This is a genomic window from Streptomyces hokutonensis (assembly GCF_000376565.1).
Lineage (GTDB): Bacteria > Actinomycetota > Actinomycetes > Streptomycetales > Streptomycetaceae > Streptomyces > Streptomyces hokutonensis.
The window spans coordinates 153,974-170,964 of the sequence record NZ_BARG01000030.1 but is presented as its reverse complement, the minus strand read 5'-3'; the positions used below and the strand labels follow the sequence as shown (position 1 = coordinate 170,964).

General features: G+C 68.7%; 11 protein-coding genes. 3 read left to right on the top strand and 8 right to left on the bottom strand.

The genetic code is table 11. From position 1 onward, the window contains the following. The first annotated feature begins 27 nt into the window (after positions 1-27). Both SSP08S_RS17450 and SSP08S_RS17445 read left to right on the top strand, forming a co-directional pair. Complete coding sequence (locus SSP08S_RS17450) at positions 28-237, top strand: hypothetical protein (protein WP_158697175.1); 210 nt, start codon at positions 28-30, stop codon at positions 235-237. Positions 238-966: 729 nt separating this feature from the next. Then, a complete protein-coding gene (locus SSP08S_RS17445; RefSeq protein ID WP_026178578.1) occupies positions 967-2,010 on the top strand; it encodes a 3-isopropylmalate dehydrogenase in 1,044 nt (347 codons plus the stop codon). A 1,280-nt stretch (positions 2,011-3,290) separates the two neighbouring features. Here SSP08S_RS17445 and SSP08S_RS17430 read toward each other — a convergent pair. The 4 genes from SSP08S_RS17430 to SSP08S_RS17415 form a co-directional block, all read right to left on the bottom strand. Continuing rightward, positions 3,291-5,603 (bottom strand): thiamine pyrophosphate-binding protein, encoded by a 2,313-nt coding sequence (locus tag SSP08S_RS17430; RefSeq protein ID WP_026178576.1) that lies wholly within the window; start codon positions 5,601-5,603, stop codon positions 3,291-3,293. 179 nt (positions 5,604-5,782) lie between these two features. Continuing rightward, positions 5,783-7,099 (bottom strand): MFS transporter, encoded by a 1,317-nt coding sequence (locus SSP08S_RS17425; protein WP_019068893.1) that lies wholly within the window; start codon positions 7,097-7,099, stop codon positions 5,783-5,785. 435 nt (positions 7,100-7,534) lie between these two features. Continuing rightward, positions 7,535-8,596, bottom strand: a complete 1,062-nt coding sequence (locus tag SSP08S_RS17420; protein WP_019068892.1) for a cupin domain-containing protein — start codon at positions 8,594-8,596, stop codon at positions 7,535-7,537. Positions 8,597-8,648: 52 nt separating this feature from the next. Continuing rightward, positions 8,649-9,647, bottom strand: coding sequence for a TAXI family TRAP transporter solute-binding subunit (locus tag SSP08S_RS17415; RefSeq protein WP_019068891.1), 999 nt, complete (start codon positions 9,645-9,647; stop codon positions 8,649-8,651). Positions 9,648-9,751: 104 nt separating this feature from the next. Here SSP08S_RS17415 and SSP08S_RS55450 point away from each other — a divergent pair, with 104 nt between their 5' ends. Beyond that, the gene (locus tag SSP08S_RS55450; protein WP_078532446.1) at positions 9,752-10,387 is read left to right on the top strand and encodes a lactate utilization protein; all 636 of its coding nucleotides are present in this window, start codon (positions 9,752-9,754) and stop codon (positions 10,385-10,387) included. 118 nt (positions 10,388-10,505) lie between these two features. Here the strand turns inward: SSP08S_RS55450 and SSP08S_RS17405 are convergent, their stop codons facing one another. The 4 genes from SSP08S_RS17405 to SSP08S_RS17390 all read right to left on the bottom strand — a co-directional run bounded on the left by SSP08S_RS17405 (position 10,506) and on the right by SSP08S_RS17390 (position 16,967). Beyond that, positions 10,506-13,928: an indolepyruvate ferredoxin oxidoreductase family protein gene (locus tag SSP08S_RS17405; RefSeq protein WP_019068889.1), complete on the bottom strand. Its 3,423-nt coding sequence runs from the start codon at positions 13,926-13,928 to the stop codon at positions 10,506-10,508. A gap of 284 nt (positions 13,929-14,212) precedes the next feature. Next, entirely contained in the window at positions 14,213-14,719 is a 507-nt protein-coding gene (locus SSP08S_RS17400; protein ID WP_019068888.1) for a nuclear transport factor 2 family protein, read from the bottom strand. A 157-nt stretch (positions 14,720-14,876) separates the two neighbouring features. Next, positions 14,877-15,908 carry a TrmB family transcriptional regulator gene (locus tag SSP08S_RS55445; protein WP_228049395.1) on the bottom strand — a complete coding sequence of 344 codons (1,032 nt, stop codon included), beginning with the start codon at positions 15,906-15,908 and terminating at the stop codon, positions 14,877-14,879. Between the two features lie 294 nt (positions 15,909-16,202). Continuing rightward, the gene (locus SSP08S_RS17390; protein ID WP_019068886.1) at positions 16,203-16,967 is read right to left on the bottom strand and encodes a dienelactone hydrolase family protein; all 765 of its coding nucleotides are present in this window, start codon (positions 16,965-16,967) and stop codon (positions 16,203-16,205) included. Positions 16,968-16,991: the final 24 nt, after the last annotated feature.

Genomic DNA, 16,991 nt, shown 5'->3' with positions numbered 1-16,991 from the left:
CCCTTCAGGCATCCACACACGCATGGCTTGCGTGTGCCCGACATGGCCAACGGCGCGCTACTGCCGTACGTGGCGAAGCGCGATGCGGACACGGCCGTCATCGCCTGGAACAAGCCCGACGACGCCACCGGTTTCACCCTCTACCGGACCTCAGACGCAGACACAGCGACCACCAATCCCCATGAGGACGCGGCGGGTTGGGACGACGTCCTCGCCGACACCCGGCTCCGCAGCTAGACGGAGGACGACCTGCGGCATGGCAGACGCTGGTTCAAGGTCGCCGCCTCGCTCGCGAGCGGTGGCAGCAGCCTCAGTGAGGAGGTGGCGATCGTCGGCGGCGAAAGCCTCGGGTACAGCTGACTCTGTCGGTGCGTCTCGGGAAGGCGTTTCCGCGCTGCAACCTGGCGGTCCGGGCGCCGAACCGCCTCGCTGCGGAGGTCAAGGCAATCGAGCGTCCGTGTCGCCGGTCACCGACACATCGACGGCGGGCAGCGGGCGGGCGGCGTCCTGGGCGGGCCGAGTCGAGCAGTGCGAAGGCGGTCTCGTGATCCACGGGCCGCCGTCAGTACGCACGGCATCGTCGACGCGCTCGCCACGACGAATCTGAAGTGCTGAGCGGACCGGGTGCACCAGAGCGCCGGCCGCCCTGTCCGGGGGGTCGTTCCGAGAGGCGCCGACTCGGGTGGCAGCGTCGACACAACAGCACCCACGCCAAGATCCGCTGCAGCGCCACCGGGATCACCGACATGGTGCAGGCTCGTGAGGCTGGAGAACACTCACTCAACCCGTCGACCACATCGAACTGTTGCCTGCCAAACGCCTGACGATCGGCGTCTACGGCATCCGCATCAACCGCCTCACCTACAACAGGTGAACCTGGAGCGACGGGTCGATGCGCGAACCCTGCTGTCCGCATCATGGACAAGGTATGTCATATTTTGGGATGACGAGAGTAGGGTGCCGTACATGTCTCGCATTCTCGATCTCGCAGTGATCCCCGGTGACGGCATCGGCCAGGAGGTCGTGGCCGAAGGTCTCAAGGTCCTCTCCGCCGTCCTTCCGCAGGATGTGAAGCTGGAGACGAAGGAGTACGACTTCGGCGCCCGGCGCTACCACGCCACCGGTGAGACCCTCACCGACGCCGACGCGGACGCGCTCAAGCAGCACGACGCGATCCTCCTCGGCGCCATCGGCGACCCGTCGGTCCCCTCCGGTGTCCTGGAGCGCGGCTTCCTGCTGAAGCTCCGCTTCCTCTTCGACCACCACGTCAACCTGCGGCCGAGCAAGCTGCTGCCGGGTGTCGAGACGCCCCTCAAGGGCGAGCCCGCCATCGACTTCGTCGTGGTCCGCGAGGGCACCGAGGGCCCGTACACCGGCAACGGCGGCACCATCCGCAAGGGCACCCCGCACGAGGTCGCCACCGAGGTCTCCGTGAACACGGCCTTCGGTGTCGAGCGTGTCGTGCGTGACGCCTTCGCCCGCGCCCAGGCCCGTCCGCGCAAGAAGCTCACGCTGGTCCACAAGAACAACGTGCTGTCCTTCGCGGGCCACCTGTGGACGAACATCTTCAACCAGGTGGCCACGGAGTTCCCCGAGGTCACCACCGACTACATCCACGTCGACGCGGCGACCATCTACCTGGTCACCGACCCGGCCCGGTTCGACGTGATCGTCACCGACAACCTCTTCGGCGACATCATCACCGACCTCGCCGCGGCCGTCTCCGGCGGCATCGGCGTCGCGGCGAGCGGCAACATCAACCCCTCCCGCGAGTTCCCGTCGATGTTCGAGCCGGTCCACGGCTCCGCGCCCGACATCGCCGGTCAGGGCAAGGCCGACCCCACCGCCACGGTCCTGTCCGTCGCGCTCCTGCTGCGTCACCTCGGCTACGAGGCCGAGGCCGCCCGCATCGAGGACGCCGTCTCGGCCGACCTCGGCGAGCGCGCCGGCAAGCCCGCCCGCTCCACCTCGGAGATCGGCGACGCGCTGGCCGTACGAGTAGCCGGCTGACCCGCGGCTGCCAGCAACACCTCGAAGCCGCCGGGTCGCAGACGCACCCGGCGGCTTCCGTATGCCCCCCGTCGGCTGACACATCGGCGACCGGCCGCCTGCACTTCGGCTACTTCCGCCGCAGCTCCCGCGAGATGATCGAACGCGGAGCCGCGAACCGGCAGATGGCTAGGCAGGTCAGCCGGCGGACGCGGCGGTCGGTGGCCGCCCGGTGCGGATCGGTCCGTCGGTGCGTCGGCTGTACTGCGAGAACCCGCGATGCGTGAAGACGACGTTCGTCGAGTAGGTCGACGGACCCACGGTGCGCTACCAGCGCAGGGCTGCAGGCGACGGTGATTGCCGTGGTCACCGTCCTTGTAGCTACGGCCGGCTCCCGGCTCCTGCACCGGCTGCATCAGAGCCTGAGCTGGGCCAGCCTGCTTGGCTGCGTGATGAGCACCGCTCCCGCCGTTACGGCGCGATCATGGTCGACGTGGAGAGCCGGCTACCCGTTGGGCCTGGGACACACGCGGCGGTGCGCTAATCACCGACTGGCTGCGCGCGCACCCACAGATCCGTCCTGTGTCCCAGGACGGCTCGTCGGTCCACCGCGGTGCGACATATCGCCGCCTCTCAACAAGCGGCACCCCGCGCGGCTCGACGACTTGATCCACCGGGTCCGCACCTGCGGCGGTCCCCAACTGGGCAGCCTTACCACCTAGTTGCTCGACGACCTCGACGCGGCGACCGCGGCCGCAGGTGGCGGGACGCGTCGGCATTCGCCGCCTGCGCAATGCCTCCTGGCCCATGGGCGATCAACGCCCACGAAAATCCTGTACGCGCCGCGAACTACGCCCTACTGCGAACGGCTCTGGAGGAGCTCGCCGCGCAGACGACGAGCAGCTTGCGCCGTGGGTGACCAGAACCGTAGAGAAGCTGGCAGCCCTTGTGCTGCAAGTCCGGCACGGCTTCGTGATCCGCCGCAGGTACACGTGCTGCGGCATGCGTGGGTCCAGCACTACTGGGACGACGCGGACGGGCAGTTGGGCTGGCGCGGCCCGCCCGCTATACGACGCGAGCGGCCCCGCGATGCCACGATCTCCGAGACTGTCCCCGCCCGCGGCGTGCGGCGCTGCCGCTGTCCCATGCTGGCGAAGATGCGTATCGGAGATCACCAACAGCATCGGAAAGTGCCGAAGAGCCAGATCCAAGTCTCCGTTGACACCCGCGGGGTCGGCTGAGTCGCCCCCTGTCCACTCGGCAGCGAGGAACTCGACGCGGCCAGGGCAGGCAGTGTGAGATCAGTCGACAAGGTCGAGGGCAGCCTGGACGACGCTGTCGGTATCGATGCCGTGGTAGCGATACACCTCGTCCAGGGCGCCGGACTGGCCGAAATGTGTCACGCCCAGTGCGGTGAGGGACACCCTGTTGACGGTGGCCAGGAAAGCGAGGGTGTGTGGATGGCCGTCGAGGAGAGTGACCAGCGGCGTTGCACGGTCCGCGGGCAAGACCTGGTCGAGGATCCATGTCGGGTCATCCGACAGACCGCGACGCCCCTGGACCGCCCGGAACAGCAGATCTGGGCTGGTGACGCAGATGACGTCGGCGCTGTGACCGAGGGCGGTGAGCCGATGGGCGGCTGCCAGAGCTTCGGGGATCATCGCGCCCATCGCGGCGATGGTGACCGTCGGGTTCTGCGTACGCCGCAGCGGGTAAGCCCCCGCGACCACCTGACGCCGTCGTCGCTCGCGGGCCGCCACGTCGGTGGGCACTGCTGCCAGGGTCTGGTCGACGGATCGGGTGGACAGCCGCAGATACGCCGAGCTACCGCCCTCCTTGCCGAGGTTGCCGAGCGCGGCGAGCAGGGTCCACTCTGTGTCCTGGGCGAAGGCCGGCTCGTAGGACACACATCCTGGCTGCTCGATACCCAGGGACGGCGTGGTGATCGACTGGTGTGCGCCACCCTCCGGCGCCAGCGTGACCCCGGACGGCGTACCGACAAGGATCGACTGGCCGCCCGCGTAGATCCCGAACGACCAGGGTTCCAGGGCCCGGTTGACGAACGGGTCGTACACCACTCCGATGGGCAGCAGTGGCTGCCCCCACCTCGACCACGTCGCTCCCAGCTCCCCCAGCACACCGACCAGGTTGGTCTCCGCGATGCCCAGCTCCACGTGCTGCCCGGTGGGCTTCTCCCGCCAGTGCAGAATCGTCTCGGCATCGTCCGCGAACCAATCTGTGTGTTCGGTGTAGGACCACACACCGACCTTGTTCAGCCAACCGCCCAGATTGGTCGATGAACTGACGTCGGGCGCGACCGTCACGATCCGCCCGGCCGCCTCAGGCGCCCTGCGGGTCAGATCCAGCAGCGTACGACCCAGCGCCTGCTGCGTGTTGCCGTTGCCCGTTGGCGCCGGACGCCCGAGGTCCGACGGGATTTCAGGCGAAGCGTGATGCGGGATGATCGGGCGTCGTAGCCGCGCTGCCGCCGCCGCGCACAGCTGTGCCTCCGTCGACCCTGCGGGGAAGCCCGCCCACGGGTCGTCCAGGTTGCTCCCCAGCCGATTCGCCAGCTCCTCCATCTGCTCACCTGACAGCAGCGAGGAGTGGTTCTGCGGGTGGCCCTCGACCGGCAGCGCGTAGCCCTTCACCGTATAGGCGAAGACCACTGTCGGCCGGGAGTCGTCGATCGCCCCATATGCCCCGAGCAGCGCTTCCAGGTCGTGCCCGCCCAGGTTGCGCAGCGCGGACAGCAGCGTGGTGTCGTCCAGGTCGGCGATCAGTTTGGCGATCGGGTCGGCCGTGGACCCGGTCCCCGGCAGCCTTTCGCGCAGCTCACCAGCGCTGCACCGCAGCAGCCGCTGGTACTCCGGGTTGCCCATGGCGTCGATGCGGGTGCGCAGCGCATCGCCGCCGGGCCGCGCGAACAACTCCTCCAGCAACCGCCCGTACTTCAGCGTGAGCACCTGCCAGCCGGCCGCCGCGAACATGCCCTGCAGCTTTTCCGCCGACATCCCGGGCACGACCCGGTCCAGAGACTGCCGGTTGAGGTCGACGATCCACACGACCTCGCCCAGGTACGGAACCATCGGATCCTGCACGGCCTCCCAGATCGCGCCCTCGTCCAGCTCGGCGTCCCCGAGGAGCGAGTACTGCCGACCTGAGCCGGCCCCGCCGAAGTGGTCCTCCACATACCGGCGGGCGATGCCGCCCCAAATCGGGGCCGTGGCGCCGATGCCGACCGAGCCTGTCGAATAGTCCACCGGATCGGGGTCCTTCGACCGCGACGGATACGACTGCAACCCGCCGAACGACCGCAGCGTGGGCAGATATGACACGTCCAGCTCGCCCAGCAGGTAGTTGATCGCGTGCAGCACCGGCGAGGCATGCGGCTTCACCGACACCCTGTCCTCAGCGGCCAGCTCGTGGAACCACAGCGCCGTCATGATCGACGTCATCGAGGCACTGGACGCCTGGTGCCCGCCCACCTTCAGCCCGGTGGGGTTCGGACGGACCCGGTTGGCGTGGTCGATGATGGCCGTGGACAGCCACAGCACCCGACGTTCAACGGCCGCCAGTGCCTCCAGATCCATCCTGATCGCATGAGTCGTCATGACCACGGTCCTCCTTCCAGAAACGTTTGTATGGTCTGCAGCTGCATGGTCTGCGGCGTCTCGTCAGCGGGCAGAGCGGGCGGCGTCCGTGCTGCACCAGGTGACATGGTTGTCGGGCCGAACCGCGACGCCACTGGCGCAGCCGACTTCGCTGACGGCTGACCGCCTGCACGGCACCATCACGCCAGGCTCCCTTGCGGGCCGGAGGCCTTGGCTTTGGACGCCGCGGCGCGTGCCGGTTCCGGGATCAGTGCCGACGCGGCGAGCCCCACACCCCACATAGCGGCGATCACTGCGTAGCTCACCGTCCGCGAGCCGTCCGTGGCATCACGGAGCGCTCCGATCAGAAGTGCGCCGAGGAACTGGCCGATCGCTCCGAAGCTGTTCCCCACCGCCAGGGCCCCGGCGGCCGCTGCCGGGGGAAGTGCCGCGCCCGGGATCGACGCCAGGACGCCTCCGGTGCTGATGACCGCGCCGCCCGCTACTGCGAGCACCGTCATATGAGCCCAGAGGGTGTCGGGCAGCTGGGTGCCGACGAGCAGGGCCGTTGTTGCCATGCCGAACCCCATGAGCATCGGGGTTCTCCGGTTGTCGTGGGCGTCGCTCCACCGTGCGGCCAGCACCACGGCGATCGCCCCGACCAGCGAGGGCAGAGCGGCCATCGTCCCGACCTCAAGGGGTGTCGCGTGCGGAGAGAGGTCCTCGATGATGGTGGGCAGCCACAGGATCAGTCCCACCGATCCGCCGGTGCCGGCGAAGTACAGCGCCGCGAGCACCCAGACGAGACGCTGCCGGACCAGCAGGGCGAGGCGCATCCGGTCCTCGCCGGCCTTGACCGCCTCCTCCGCGGCAACGCGTTCGGTGACTGCCGCGCCCTCGGAACGCTTCAGCCAGCGGGCCCGGTCGGGGGTGTCCGCCGCGACGAAGAGCCACACGAACGCCCACACCAGCGGGGGCAGGCCCTCGATCAGGAAGACCGTGCGCCAGTTCAGGTGTTCCAGCAGCAGCCCGGTGAGCGGGGCGCCCAGCACCTGGGTAATCGGCAGTACCAGCAGGAACCAGGCCGCTGACCGGGCCCGCTCGGCGGACACGAAGTATCTGCTGAGCAGGAGGATGACGAGGGGGATCAGCGGCCCCTCGGCGAGTCCGAGCAGGAACCGCATGGCGACCAGCTGGGGCATGTTCTGCACCAGGCCGGTGCCCGTCGCGGCGAGGCCCCAGAGGATCATGCACCAGAACACGACCCTGCGCGGCCCGAAGCGGTGGGCCGCCCGTACGGCGGGTAGCTGAAGGAGCATGTAGCCGATGAAGGCCGCCCCCTGCGCGAGCCCGGTCGCGGTGTCTGACATGGGAATGTCGTCGTCGACGTGCGGGAACAGCTGTGCGGTGTTGGTGCGGTCGAGGTAGTGCAGCCCGTAGGTCACGAAGACGATGGGAATGAGGATCGTCCAGCGTGTCCGTGGCAGGGGGACGGGGGTGCGGGCGGAAAGGGACATGACCTACTCCTGGGGAGAGAGGAGCTTGCGCCGCTGTGGATGCAGGTGCGGGACGTGTGCGCTGTGCACGGTGAAGAAGCCCTGTCCGGCACGGAAGAACGAAGCTGAGGGGCGGTCGGGCAAGTGCCTTTCGCGTTCGAGGGAGATGGACGGCTGAGGCCTGGCGCGAGTGGGTGTCCGCGGGCAGATATCGGCGATGGTCGTTGGGCGTCCGGGGGTTCTGGCACGCGCGCGGGCCGGTGGTTGGGTCGCCCTTCGGATGGCGAGTGCAGGCGGGTGTGGGAGGCCCGGTGGGGAGGTCGTATACCTGCCCGATGCGGTGGCGGGCCCTTCAGGGCCTGCCGGGCAGGCGTTGCACGACGACCACCGGGCTCTCCCTGATTCGGGAGGAACTGGCCACCCTCATGGGCCGTCCCTCCCGGTCCTGGCCGCCCTTTACCGGGCCTGCTCCCGGTAGAGACCGATCTTGTCCATGAGGGGCTTGTCGCTGAAGTTGAACAGCACCGCCTCCTGGGCCTGGGAGGTGTTGGCGTGCCGGTGCCAGGCCCAGGTGGGGACGGCGAACGTGTCGCCCTTGGTCCACGCGAATTCGGTGCCGTCGATGACGGTCACGCCCTGGCCCTCGATGACGTGGTAGACGGTCGAGGAGGTGTGCCGGTGCTCCTCGGCTCGCAGCCCGGGACGCAGCAGGTTGACGCCGCACGACATGGTGGGTCCGACTGAGCCGCCGGTCGTGGGGTTGCGGAACTCCAGGGAGACCCCGTCGAAGGGGTCGCCGTCCTCGCCGCGCAGGGCGTCGAGCGCGCGGCGGGTGTCGGCCCACTTGTAGTTGAACAGCGGGGAGTCCATTCCCTCCCAGCGCGTCCAGGTCGGCAGGAGCTGGCCGACCCCGTAGCGCCTGATCGAGTCGCCGGTGCTCACGACCGGCTGCGCGCCCTCGGCCAGCTCCTCGTAGAAGATGCCTTCCAGCGACCTCGTGAGCGGCAGATCCAGCCCGTCCAGCCAGATCACGGGCTCGTCCCCGTCGTTGCGGTGGTCGTGCCAGCGCCAGCCGGAGGTGAGCACCACGTCGCCGGGTTCGAGCTCGCACATCTCGCCGTCGACGGTGGTCGACGCGCCGCGGCCCTCCAGGATCAGTCGGAGCGCGTTGATGGTGTGCCGGTGCGCGTCCGCGACCTCGCCGGGCAGCACCATCTGGATCGACGCGGTGAGCGTGTGCGTGGTCCCGATCTTCGGCTCCATGCCGGGGTTGATCAGGTTGAGCACCCGGCGGTCCGCCCCGTCCGCCCCCACCGGGAGCAGCTCGGCTGCCCTCAGCATGGCCGGACGGATGTCCGCCCACCGCCACAGATAGGGCTCCATGGCCGAAGAGGGCTCCGCCGGCATGAATCCCGGCTGGGTGATGAAGACCGGGCTCGCGTGGAAGGCGTGCACCTCGTCGACGAAGGCGGTGCGCTCCGCGGCCTGGGTCTCGGGTGTGGCTTCGGTGATACTCATCGGCTTTCGCTTTCTTTCTCGGCTTCGTTCCCGACTGCTTTCTCGACGGCGATCACATGTAGCCCCGGGAGCGGTAGAACCGCTCGGCGCCGGGGTGCAGCGGGAGCTCGGCGTTCTGCCAGGTCTTCGCCAGGTCGACGGGCTCGCTCAGGCCCTTGTGGGCGCCCTGGGACTCGAAGAGGGTCTCCATCTGGGGCAGTTGCTGCTCCAGGCCCTGCAACGCCAGTAAGACGAGTTCGTCGTCGACGTCTGCGCGGCAGTAGAGCATCCAGCCCGCGAAGTCGATCGTCGGGACGTCACTCCCGATGCCCGGCAGCCGTCCCGCGGGGAGCACGGTCCGGCGGGCGCCGTACTTCGCCTCCAGGGACGACAGCACCTCGTCCTCGACCGGCAGGAAGGTCATGGGCACGGCCTCCGCCAGCTCCAGCCACGACTTCGACATGATGCCCTCGTCGAAGACCGCGTCGAGCTTTCCGTCCGCGAGCAGGGCCGCGCGACCCGTCAGACCGCCGTCGGTGACTTCGAGGAAGTTCAGCTGCCGTTCGCCGGAGGAGACGGTGCCTCCCCAGCCCTCGATGTCCTCGACGCTCACCCCGTACTCGTCGTACAGCAGGTCCATCACCCAGCCCAGCGGGTGGCCCAGGTGCGTCGGCCCGGTCGAGATGCGCAACGGGATCTTCTCCTCGAAGATCTGCCGCAGCGAGGTGATCCCCAGATCCGCACGGACCGCCAGGGCGAGCTGGTCGAAGTGGGGGAAGACGCAGACCGCGCGCAGGTTGAGCGGCCTGTCGGTCAGCCCGAAGGCGGTGACACCGTCCGCCGCGGCCTTGGCCAGCCAGGGCGGCGACGTCATGCCGAAGTCGTAGGTGCCGTCGTCCACCAGCTGCATCCCGCGCATACACGATTTGCCGGTGTCGATGGTGTGGATCGAGACCGACGAACCCTCGGGCAACGGGCTGTTGTAGCCAGTGAGGCCGAGCCCGATCATGCTCCCGACCCTCAGCCAGTTGGCGCCCGAGGTGAGCAGCCGTACCTCGATAGGAGAACTCATCAATGATCATCCCCTTAAGTCGTTAGTCAGTACACTACTATGAGCCGCAGCGCGTGGCTACAGCCCGCCACACGTGTTTCGGGTAACGAGAGGGTGTGCACCCCATGCCGACGCCAGAATCCGCCTCTGCGCACAAAGACCGTCGCGTCGCGGCCGGCCACGACCTGGAGTCCGTGGCCGCCCACTGCGCCCGGCGAGGGTTCAACCCCGAGGTGGTCGCCGATCGCGAAGAGGCACTGCAGAGGATTCGTGAACTGATCCCGGCCGGCTCGGACGTCACCAACGGCAGCTCGGTGACACTCCGCGAGATCGGTCTCATGGCCGAACTGGAGTCCTCTCGGCACTGGCGCTGGCGCCGGGCCGAGATCTACGCCACGAAGGAGCCCGAGAAGCGCGTGGAGCTACGTCGTTGGGCAACTACCGCCGATTACATGGTGGGCAGCGTGAACGCGCTGGCCGCTACCGGTGAGGCCGTCTGTCTCGACGCGGGCGGCACCCGCGTCGGCGGCTACGCCTACGGCGCGGGAAAGGTCATATGGGTGGTCGGCCGCAACAAGATCACCCCCACACTGGCCGAGGCCATCGACCGTGTGCGCACACACGTCTTTCCGCTGGAGGACCAGCGCATGCGCAGAGACATGGGCCAGCCGGCCTTCGCCGGAAAGCTCCTGCTGGTCGAACACGAACCGCTGCCCGACCGGATCAAGCTGATCCTCGTGGACGAGGACCTCGGCTACTGACGGCCTCCCCGCGCCGAACACCCCCACTCCGCCGGCGTGCGCCTCTCGAAGGGCCCTGCGGGGGCGTACCTGGACCGGTGCGCCCCCGCAGGGCCCTTCAACCCGTCGGATCACCGCGTCACTGTCCGGTGCTGAACGTGTCCGCCAGGCCGGAGGACGAGTGCTCCGCCGAATCGGACTCCAGTGCGGCCAGGATTTCGGCCTGCCTGGCTCGGTACCGGGCCACGTTGGCGAGCTTGACGTCCTCGTAGCCGCGAACCATGTCCGGCAGTTCGGCGAGTTCACGGACGAGCGGGTCGCCGGGCGCGATCCGCACCGCGCGGCTGATCGCCTCGCGGTATTCGGCGATGAGTGCGCGTTCCGTGCGGCGGACGGGGTGGTGGCCGAAGGGGTCCAGCCACTTGCCGCGGACCGTGCGCAGGGCGCGCAGCGCGCGGAACGCCGGGCGGAACCACGGGCCGAGCTTGATCTTTCTGTCGATGCCGAGCGCACGCAGGATGGGCGGGTGGAGGTGGTAGGTCGCTCGGGAGCCGACACCGAACTGCGCGTCGATCTCGGCCTGCAGACGCGGATCCAGGCTGAGCCGTGCGACCTCGTACTCGTCCTTGTAGGCCATGAGTTTGTACAGGTTCCGGGCGACCGCTTCGGCGACGTCGGGCGCCTCGCGGCGTATCTGTTCGACGAAGCGGGCGTACTGCGCGGCGTAGGCCTCGCTCTGGTACGCGACCAGGTCGGGAATCCGCAGGTCGAGCAGCCGCGCGAGTTCGCTACCGGGTTCAGCTGCGACCAGGGACCGAAGGCCCGGGGAACCGGCGGGCTCGGCGGCTTCGTTGGCCGGCGGCGTGGCGGACAGTTCCGCCAGCAGGCCTGCGGGATCGGCGACGGCCTGGCGGCCGCGCCGGAACGCCTGGAGATTGGCGGCCACCGCCGTGCCGTTGAGCTCGATGGCGCGCTCGATGCTCGCGGCCGTGATGCCGACGGCCCCGGCCTGGTAGGCGGCGCCCAGCTGGAGGATGTTGGCGAACTGGTCGTCGTCGAAGAACGCTTCGGCCAGTCCGCGCGCGTCGAGGTAGTACTGGTGCCGGGTCGCGGCGTCGATGGCGGTTCTGAGGGACGACGCGCTCGGGAACGAGACGTTCGGGTCGACGATCATGCTCCCGGTGGGGACCTCGGTGGTGGACACCACGGCGGTCGTCCGGGCCGCGTGGGCCACACGCAGGTTTTCCGGGTCGGCACCGACGAGGGAGTCGCAGACGAGGTAGAGGTCGCATTCGCCGGCCGCGAGTTTCGCCGCCTGCTCGACGGACGCCGAGGTGATCTTGAGGTCGGAGACGACGGCGCCGCCCTTCTGGGCCAGCCCCGTCTGGTCGAGGGTCCGAACCTGTCGGCCGTCCAGGAACGCGGCGGTGGCCAGGATCTGCGTGGTGGTGACCACGCCGGTGCCGCCGACGCCGGTGATCCGCACGGTGAAGTCGCCCGTGACGGCGGGGTCGGTGAAGGCGTCCGCCGCCAGCTCGGCGAAGACCCGGTGTGCGCGTCGGCCGGTGGGCGTCACCGTCATGAACGACGGACAGTCGCCGGCGAGGCAGGCGTGGTCGACGTTGCACGACGACTGGTGGATCGCGGTCTTGCGGCCGAACTCGGTCTCCACCGGCTGCACGGACAGACAGTTGGACTTGACGCCACAGTCACCGCAACCCTCGCAGACACGCTCGTTGATGAAGACCTTGGCGGTGGGGGCAGGTTCGAGGCCCCGGCGCCACTTGCGGCGCTTCTCCGTCGCGCACTCCTGCTCATGGATGAGCACGGTGACGCCCGGGACCTTCGCCAACTCCTCCTGGGTACTCAGCAGTTCGTCCCGGTGGCGGACCTCGACCCCCTTGACGGCCCTGATACGGCGGGGCGCGTCGCTGGTGATGACCACCTTCGCCGCGCCTTCGAGGAGCAGCAGTTCAGCGACCTTGTGCACCGGCAGACCGCCCACCGCGTCCTGTCCCCCGGTCATGGCGACCGCGGAGTTGTACAGGAGCTTGTAGGTGATGTTCACCCCGGCGGCGACGGCCGCCCGCACAGCCAGGCTGCCGGAGTGGGTGAAGGTGCCGTCGCCGATGTTCTGCACGAAGTGCTCGGCGTCGACGAAGGGCGCCATCCCGATCCACTGGGTGCCCTCGCCACCCATCTGGGTCAGCCCGATCACGTCGCCGACGGCTTCGGGTTCCATGAACAACGCCATGGTGTGGCAGCCGATACCGGCACCGACGACCGTCCCCTCGGGGACCTTGGTCGAGGAGTTGTGCGGACAGCCCGAGCAGAAGTAGGGGGTTCGGCTCAGCAGCGGGAGATCTATACGGCCTCGGGGGGCGGGGGCCGGGGCGAGCTCGGCGTAGTGCGCGAGCCGGGAGCGCAGGCCCCTGGCGACCTTGTCCGGGTCCAGCTCGCCGGACTCTTCGAAGAACTCCTTCCCCCGCACCACGGGGGCGTCATGACGGCCGTAGAGGACCTCCTTGACCGCGGACTCGATGAACGCCCGCTTCTCCTCGACCACCACGATCTCGTCCAGGCCGGCGGCGAACTCCCGGACGATCTGGGGTTCCAGTGGGTAGACCGCGCCGAGCTTCAGCAGCCGGATCCCGAACCGGCCGAGATCCTCCTCGCCGAGCCCGAGGCTGCTCAGGGCCTGCCGGACGTCCAGGTAGGTCTTGCCCGCCGCCACGATGCCCACCCGGGCACCGCTGCCGCTGCCGCTGATCCTGTTGAGCCCGCTCGCCCGGATGTACTCCATCGCGAGCGGCAGCCTGGTCCGGAACAGGCTCTCCTCCAGGCCGGCCAGCTCCTTGCCGAGCAGTCGGGCACTGGGCTGATGACGGTAGGCGGAGTCGGGCAGCTCCGGCGGCGCCCACTCGCTGCTGACCAGGGCCGTTCCGGCCGTGTCGGCCACGTTGGTGACCAGCTTCATCGAGGACCACAGGCCGCTCGCCCTGGAAAGCTCCACCGCGTGCAGGCCGAAGTCGACGATGTCCTGGACATCGGCGGGGTAGAGCACGGGGACCGCGAGATCGGCCAGGGCACGTTCCGACGCGCATGGGACGGTGGAGGACTTGGCGTTCGGATCGTCACCCACGAGGGCCACCGCGCCTCCGCGCGGATCCGCGCCGACCAGGTTGGCGTGGCGCAGGGCGTCGGTCGCCCGGTCCAGGCCCGGGGCCTTGCCGTACCAGAGCCCGGTCACACCATCGGTGCGCGCGCCGAGTCGTGCCGTCAGCTGGCTGCCCATCACCGAGGTCAGGCCCAGTTCCTCGTTCAGGCCGGGCTGATGCACGACCCGGTACTCGTCGAGAAGGCGACCGCGCCGCGCCAGCTCCAGGTCGAAGCCGCCCAGCGGGGACCCCTCATAGCCGGAGACGAACGCGGAGGTCTCCCTCCCCTTACGGCGATCATGCCGGGCCCGGTCGAGCAGGACGCGGACGAGAGCCTGGATGCCGGTGAGATAGACCTCTCCGTCTTCTTGCAGGTAACGATCTTCGAGTGTGAACGTGACCACTGCGGAACTTCCTCACGGGCGATGGCGAGCATGCTCGGCGCGCGCAGCGCCATCTGCTCGGCGGGGGTGTGGCCGAGGCGCGGCCGGAACGCGGCAGCCTCGTGGGCCAGATGCTTGTCTCTTGCCTGATCAGGCCAGGAAATGCGCGCGGCTGAGCAGGTTGGGCGAAAAGCCGCCGCGGTGCGGCAGCGCGCCGACGGTGGGCGGGGCTGCATGCACTTGCGGCCCCGCGGCTGAGCCGCATATCGGCACTGCGAGCGGAGCGCTCAGGCGGCCGCGTCGCCTTACGGCGCGAGTTCGGTGGTGAAATACGAGCTGAGGCGCGCATGGTTGGAGCGGTAGTTGCCGATGAAGGAGGCGATGCGCCAGCCGTCCGGAGTCCGGCGGCAGGTTCCCTGCCCCAGCACCCCGGAGACTTCGAAGCCGCCGTCCGGCCAGGCGTTGGTCTGAGTGCCCGACATCATCACCTGGGCGGAGTCCCCGTCGAGGTTCACCACGACGTTGGTCCACTGGTGCTGGCCCGTGATACCGGCCGCCTCACGCCAGTTGGTCTTCCTGCTGAGTCCGGTGTTCTCGCCCTGGTCCCAGTTGACGAAGACCGGAACACCGTCAATATGGGTCGCCAGACTGCAGTCGGACGTGATCATCGAAGGAACCGCGTCCCAGTCCCAGCGATCGATATGCGCGTGGAACCGGAGGACCAGCTCGGTCACTTCGGCGCGGTCGAGAAATGCGGAAAACCGTTCCCGCAGGTCCGCGGGCAGTTGGCCGACACCGTCGGAGGTAGTCAACGGTTTGCTCCTTCCGGGCAGAGATGTTCGCACCGAGCATGGAGCGCCGACGTGGTGGTAGGCACCGCCGACAGCGCCCATCACCACGTCGATGCGTAGTTACCCTACAAACGACTACTCTTCAAACGCAAGGGGATGATGCCGGACAAGGCCTGCTTCAGGAGCCCGCGCGCGGTCCTTTCCGGCGAGCCGTTGCCTGCCGTCCGGCCGTGTCGCCGCCGCGGCGGGGTCCGGCCGGCCGCAGCGGTTCCCGGGACGGTTCGACGGTGAAGGCCGACTGGTTCAGGCGCTGCAAAAGGGCCGCGGCACGTCCCGGCGTCCTGAAACGCTGGACCTCGGGATCAGTGGTGAGCACCTCCCGCGCCTCCCGCTCGACACCCAGCTTGCCGAGCACCAACTGCATGCTCAGCTCGTAGCGGACGAGTTCGGTGGCCACCAGCACGATCGCCGGATCGTCCGCGAAGACGCCCCAGGCCTCGTCCTCCACCAGGCCACCGATGACGACCTGCTCGTTGTCCATACCGACGATCAACAACCGACAGCCCAGACTGGCCAGCGCCTCCTCATCGTTCGTCGTCCGGTGCAACACCGTGTAACCGACCGGCTCCTCCGGCTCAACCAGACTGGAGTACACGGTCTCGACCCGGATTCCGTTGCCGGCCGCCCGCCGCAACATCGGTGCGAGTTCCGCGTACTCGGCCGGCCACGCGAACAGCAGCAGACTCTGCTGCGCCGCACCGATCAGATCCTCACACCGCTCGATCAACTGCTTACGGCCGCCCAGCGGATGCGTCAGATGCGTGGTCTGCTGCGTGGTCACATGCCGCAGCGAACGCTCCAGGCTGTCCAGCGAGGCCTCGGTCTCCCGGCGGACCCTGCTCAACAGCATGTTCGCCGGCATGGGTACGTAGGCGGTCGCGCCGCCCTCGCCCTTGACCTCGTACGCCGCGTTCCTCGCCGTGAGCTTGCCGAGAATCTCATACACCGTGCTGCGCGGGACTCCGGAGCGCTTGGCCACCTCATACCCGTTCAGCGCCTCACCCGCCGAGATCAGCGCGATATACGCCTTGGCCTCGTAACCGGACATACCAACGAACTGAAGCTGCGAGATGAGATCGTCCACACCGAACATCGTAGTCGTTAGCAAACACACGTCCAGCGCCATCGGCTCGGCCGGCTCGGTCAGCAACCCGGGGAAACCGCCCGGAGCAGATTTGAGACCGGGAATCCACGGATCGCCCTGCCGAACAGATGTATCCCGGCCGGGGCCGGCGCGATCCACAGCACAAACGCGTCGCTCTTCTGCCGTCGCTGCAGTTTCCCCTCGCGAGGCCAGTGGCGACCTCCGACCCCGCACACCGCCGGCTCCAGGCGGCACGGCCGAGAAGGTGGGGAGCTCACCCCACCGCCCGTCGGCGTGCATCAATCTGCCGCAGCCGCCTCGCCGCCGCCCTCACCACACCGCAATGAAGCGCAGCACTGGTCAGAGGGTGCGGCCGAACAGGTCCAGCAGGCCCGCCCAGTGGCGTTCGTCCGCCTCCTTGTTGTAGAGGGGTAGGAGGTCGCTTGAGCAGAAGCCGTGTTGGGCGTCGGCGTACATTTCGCTGCGGTGGCGGACGCCGGCCGCGGAGAGGACCGCGTTGAAGCGCTCGACCTCTTCGGGCGGGTTGATCGTGTCCTTGTCGCCGTTGGCGAAGAAGACCTCGCCCTTGATGTGCTCGGCAGCCAGGTGGGGGCTGTCCGGCGCGTCGGTGATCAGGTGGGAGCCGTGGATGATGGCCGCGGCGGCGACCCGGTCCGGGTAGGAACCCGCCGTACGCAGGCACAGCATGCCCCCGTTGCAGTAACCCGTGATGCCCACAGAGCCGCCGGTGGTGAACTCACTGACCTCCAGCCAGTCGAGCCAGGCGAGCGCGTCACGCATCGCGTCCTTCGGAGTCAGCGACTGTGCCACCGGCACGGCTCTGCCGACGACGTCCCAGAGGATGTCGTCGGTGACGACGTCGGGCATCTCCACGACGGGTGCCGGGCTGCTGCGGTAGAAGACGTTGGGTACCAGGACCGTGTAGCCGGCCGCCGCCAGGCGGTCCGCCATCTTCTGCATGCTTGGGCGCACGCCCATGATGTCCGTGTAGAAGAGGACGGCCGGGTGCGGGGCGTCGTCGTCGGGGCGCGCGAGGTACGCATCGGCGCCTCCGTCCTGGGTGGGCAGGATCAGGGTCGTTCCACGGACTGCGACTGGGGTCACGGCTAACTCCATTTTGTGCGAGAG

Excerpts from the sequence above, each read along its gene's own strand:
- SSP08S_RS17445 (WP_026178578.1), top strand. The coding sequence starts at position 967 with ATGTCTCGCATTCTCGATCTCGCAGTGATCCCCGGTGACGGCATCGGC.
- SSP08S_RS17430 (WP_026178576.1), bottom strand. The coding sequence starts at position 5,603 with ATGACGACTCATGCGATCAGGATGGATCTGGAGGCACTGGCGGCCGTT.
- SSP08S_RS17425 (WP_019068893.1), bottom strand. The coding sequence starts at position 7,099 with ATGTCCCTTTCCGCCCGCACCCCCGTCCCCCTGCCACGGACACGCTGG.
- SSP08S_RS17420 (WP_019068892.1), bottom strand. The coding sequence starts at position 8,596 with ATGAGTATCACCGAAGCCACACCCGAGACCCAGGCCGCGGAGCGCACC.
- SSP08S_RS17415 (WP_019068891.1), bottom strand. The coding sequence starts at position 9,647 with ATGAGTTCTCCTATCGAGGTACGGCTGCTCACCTCGGGCGCCAACTGG.
- SSP08S_RS55450 (WP_078532446.1), top strand. The coding sequence starts at position 9,752 with ATGCCGACGCCAGAATCCGCCTCTGCGCACAAAGACCGTCGCGTCGCG.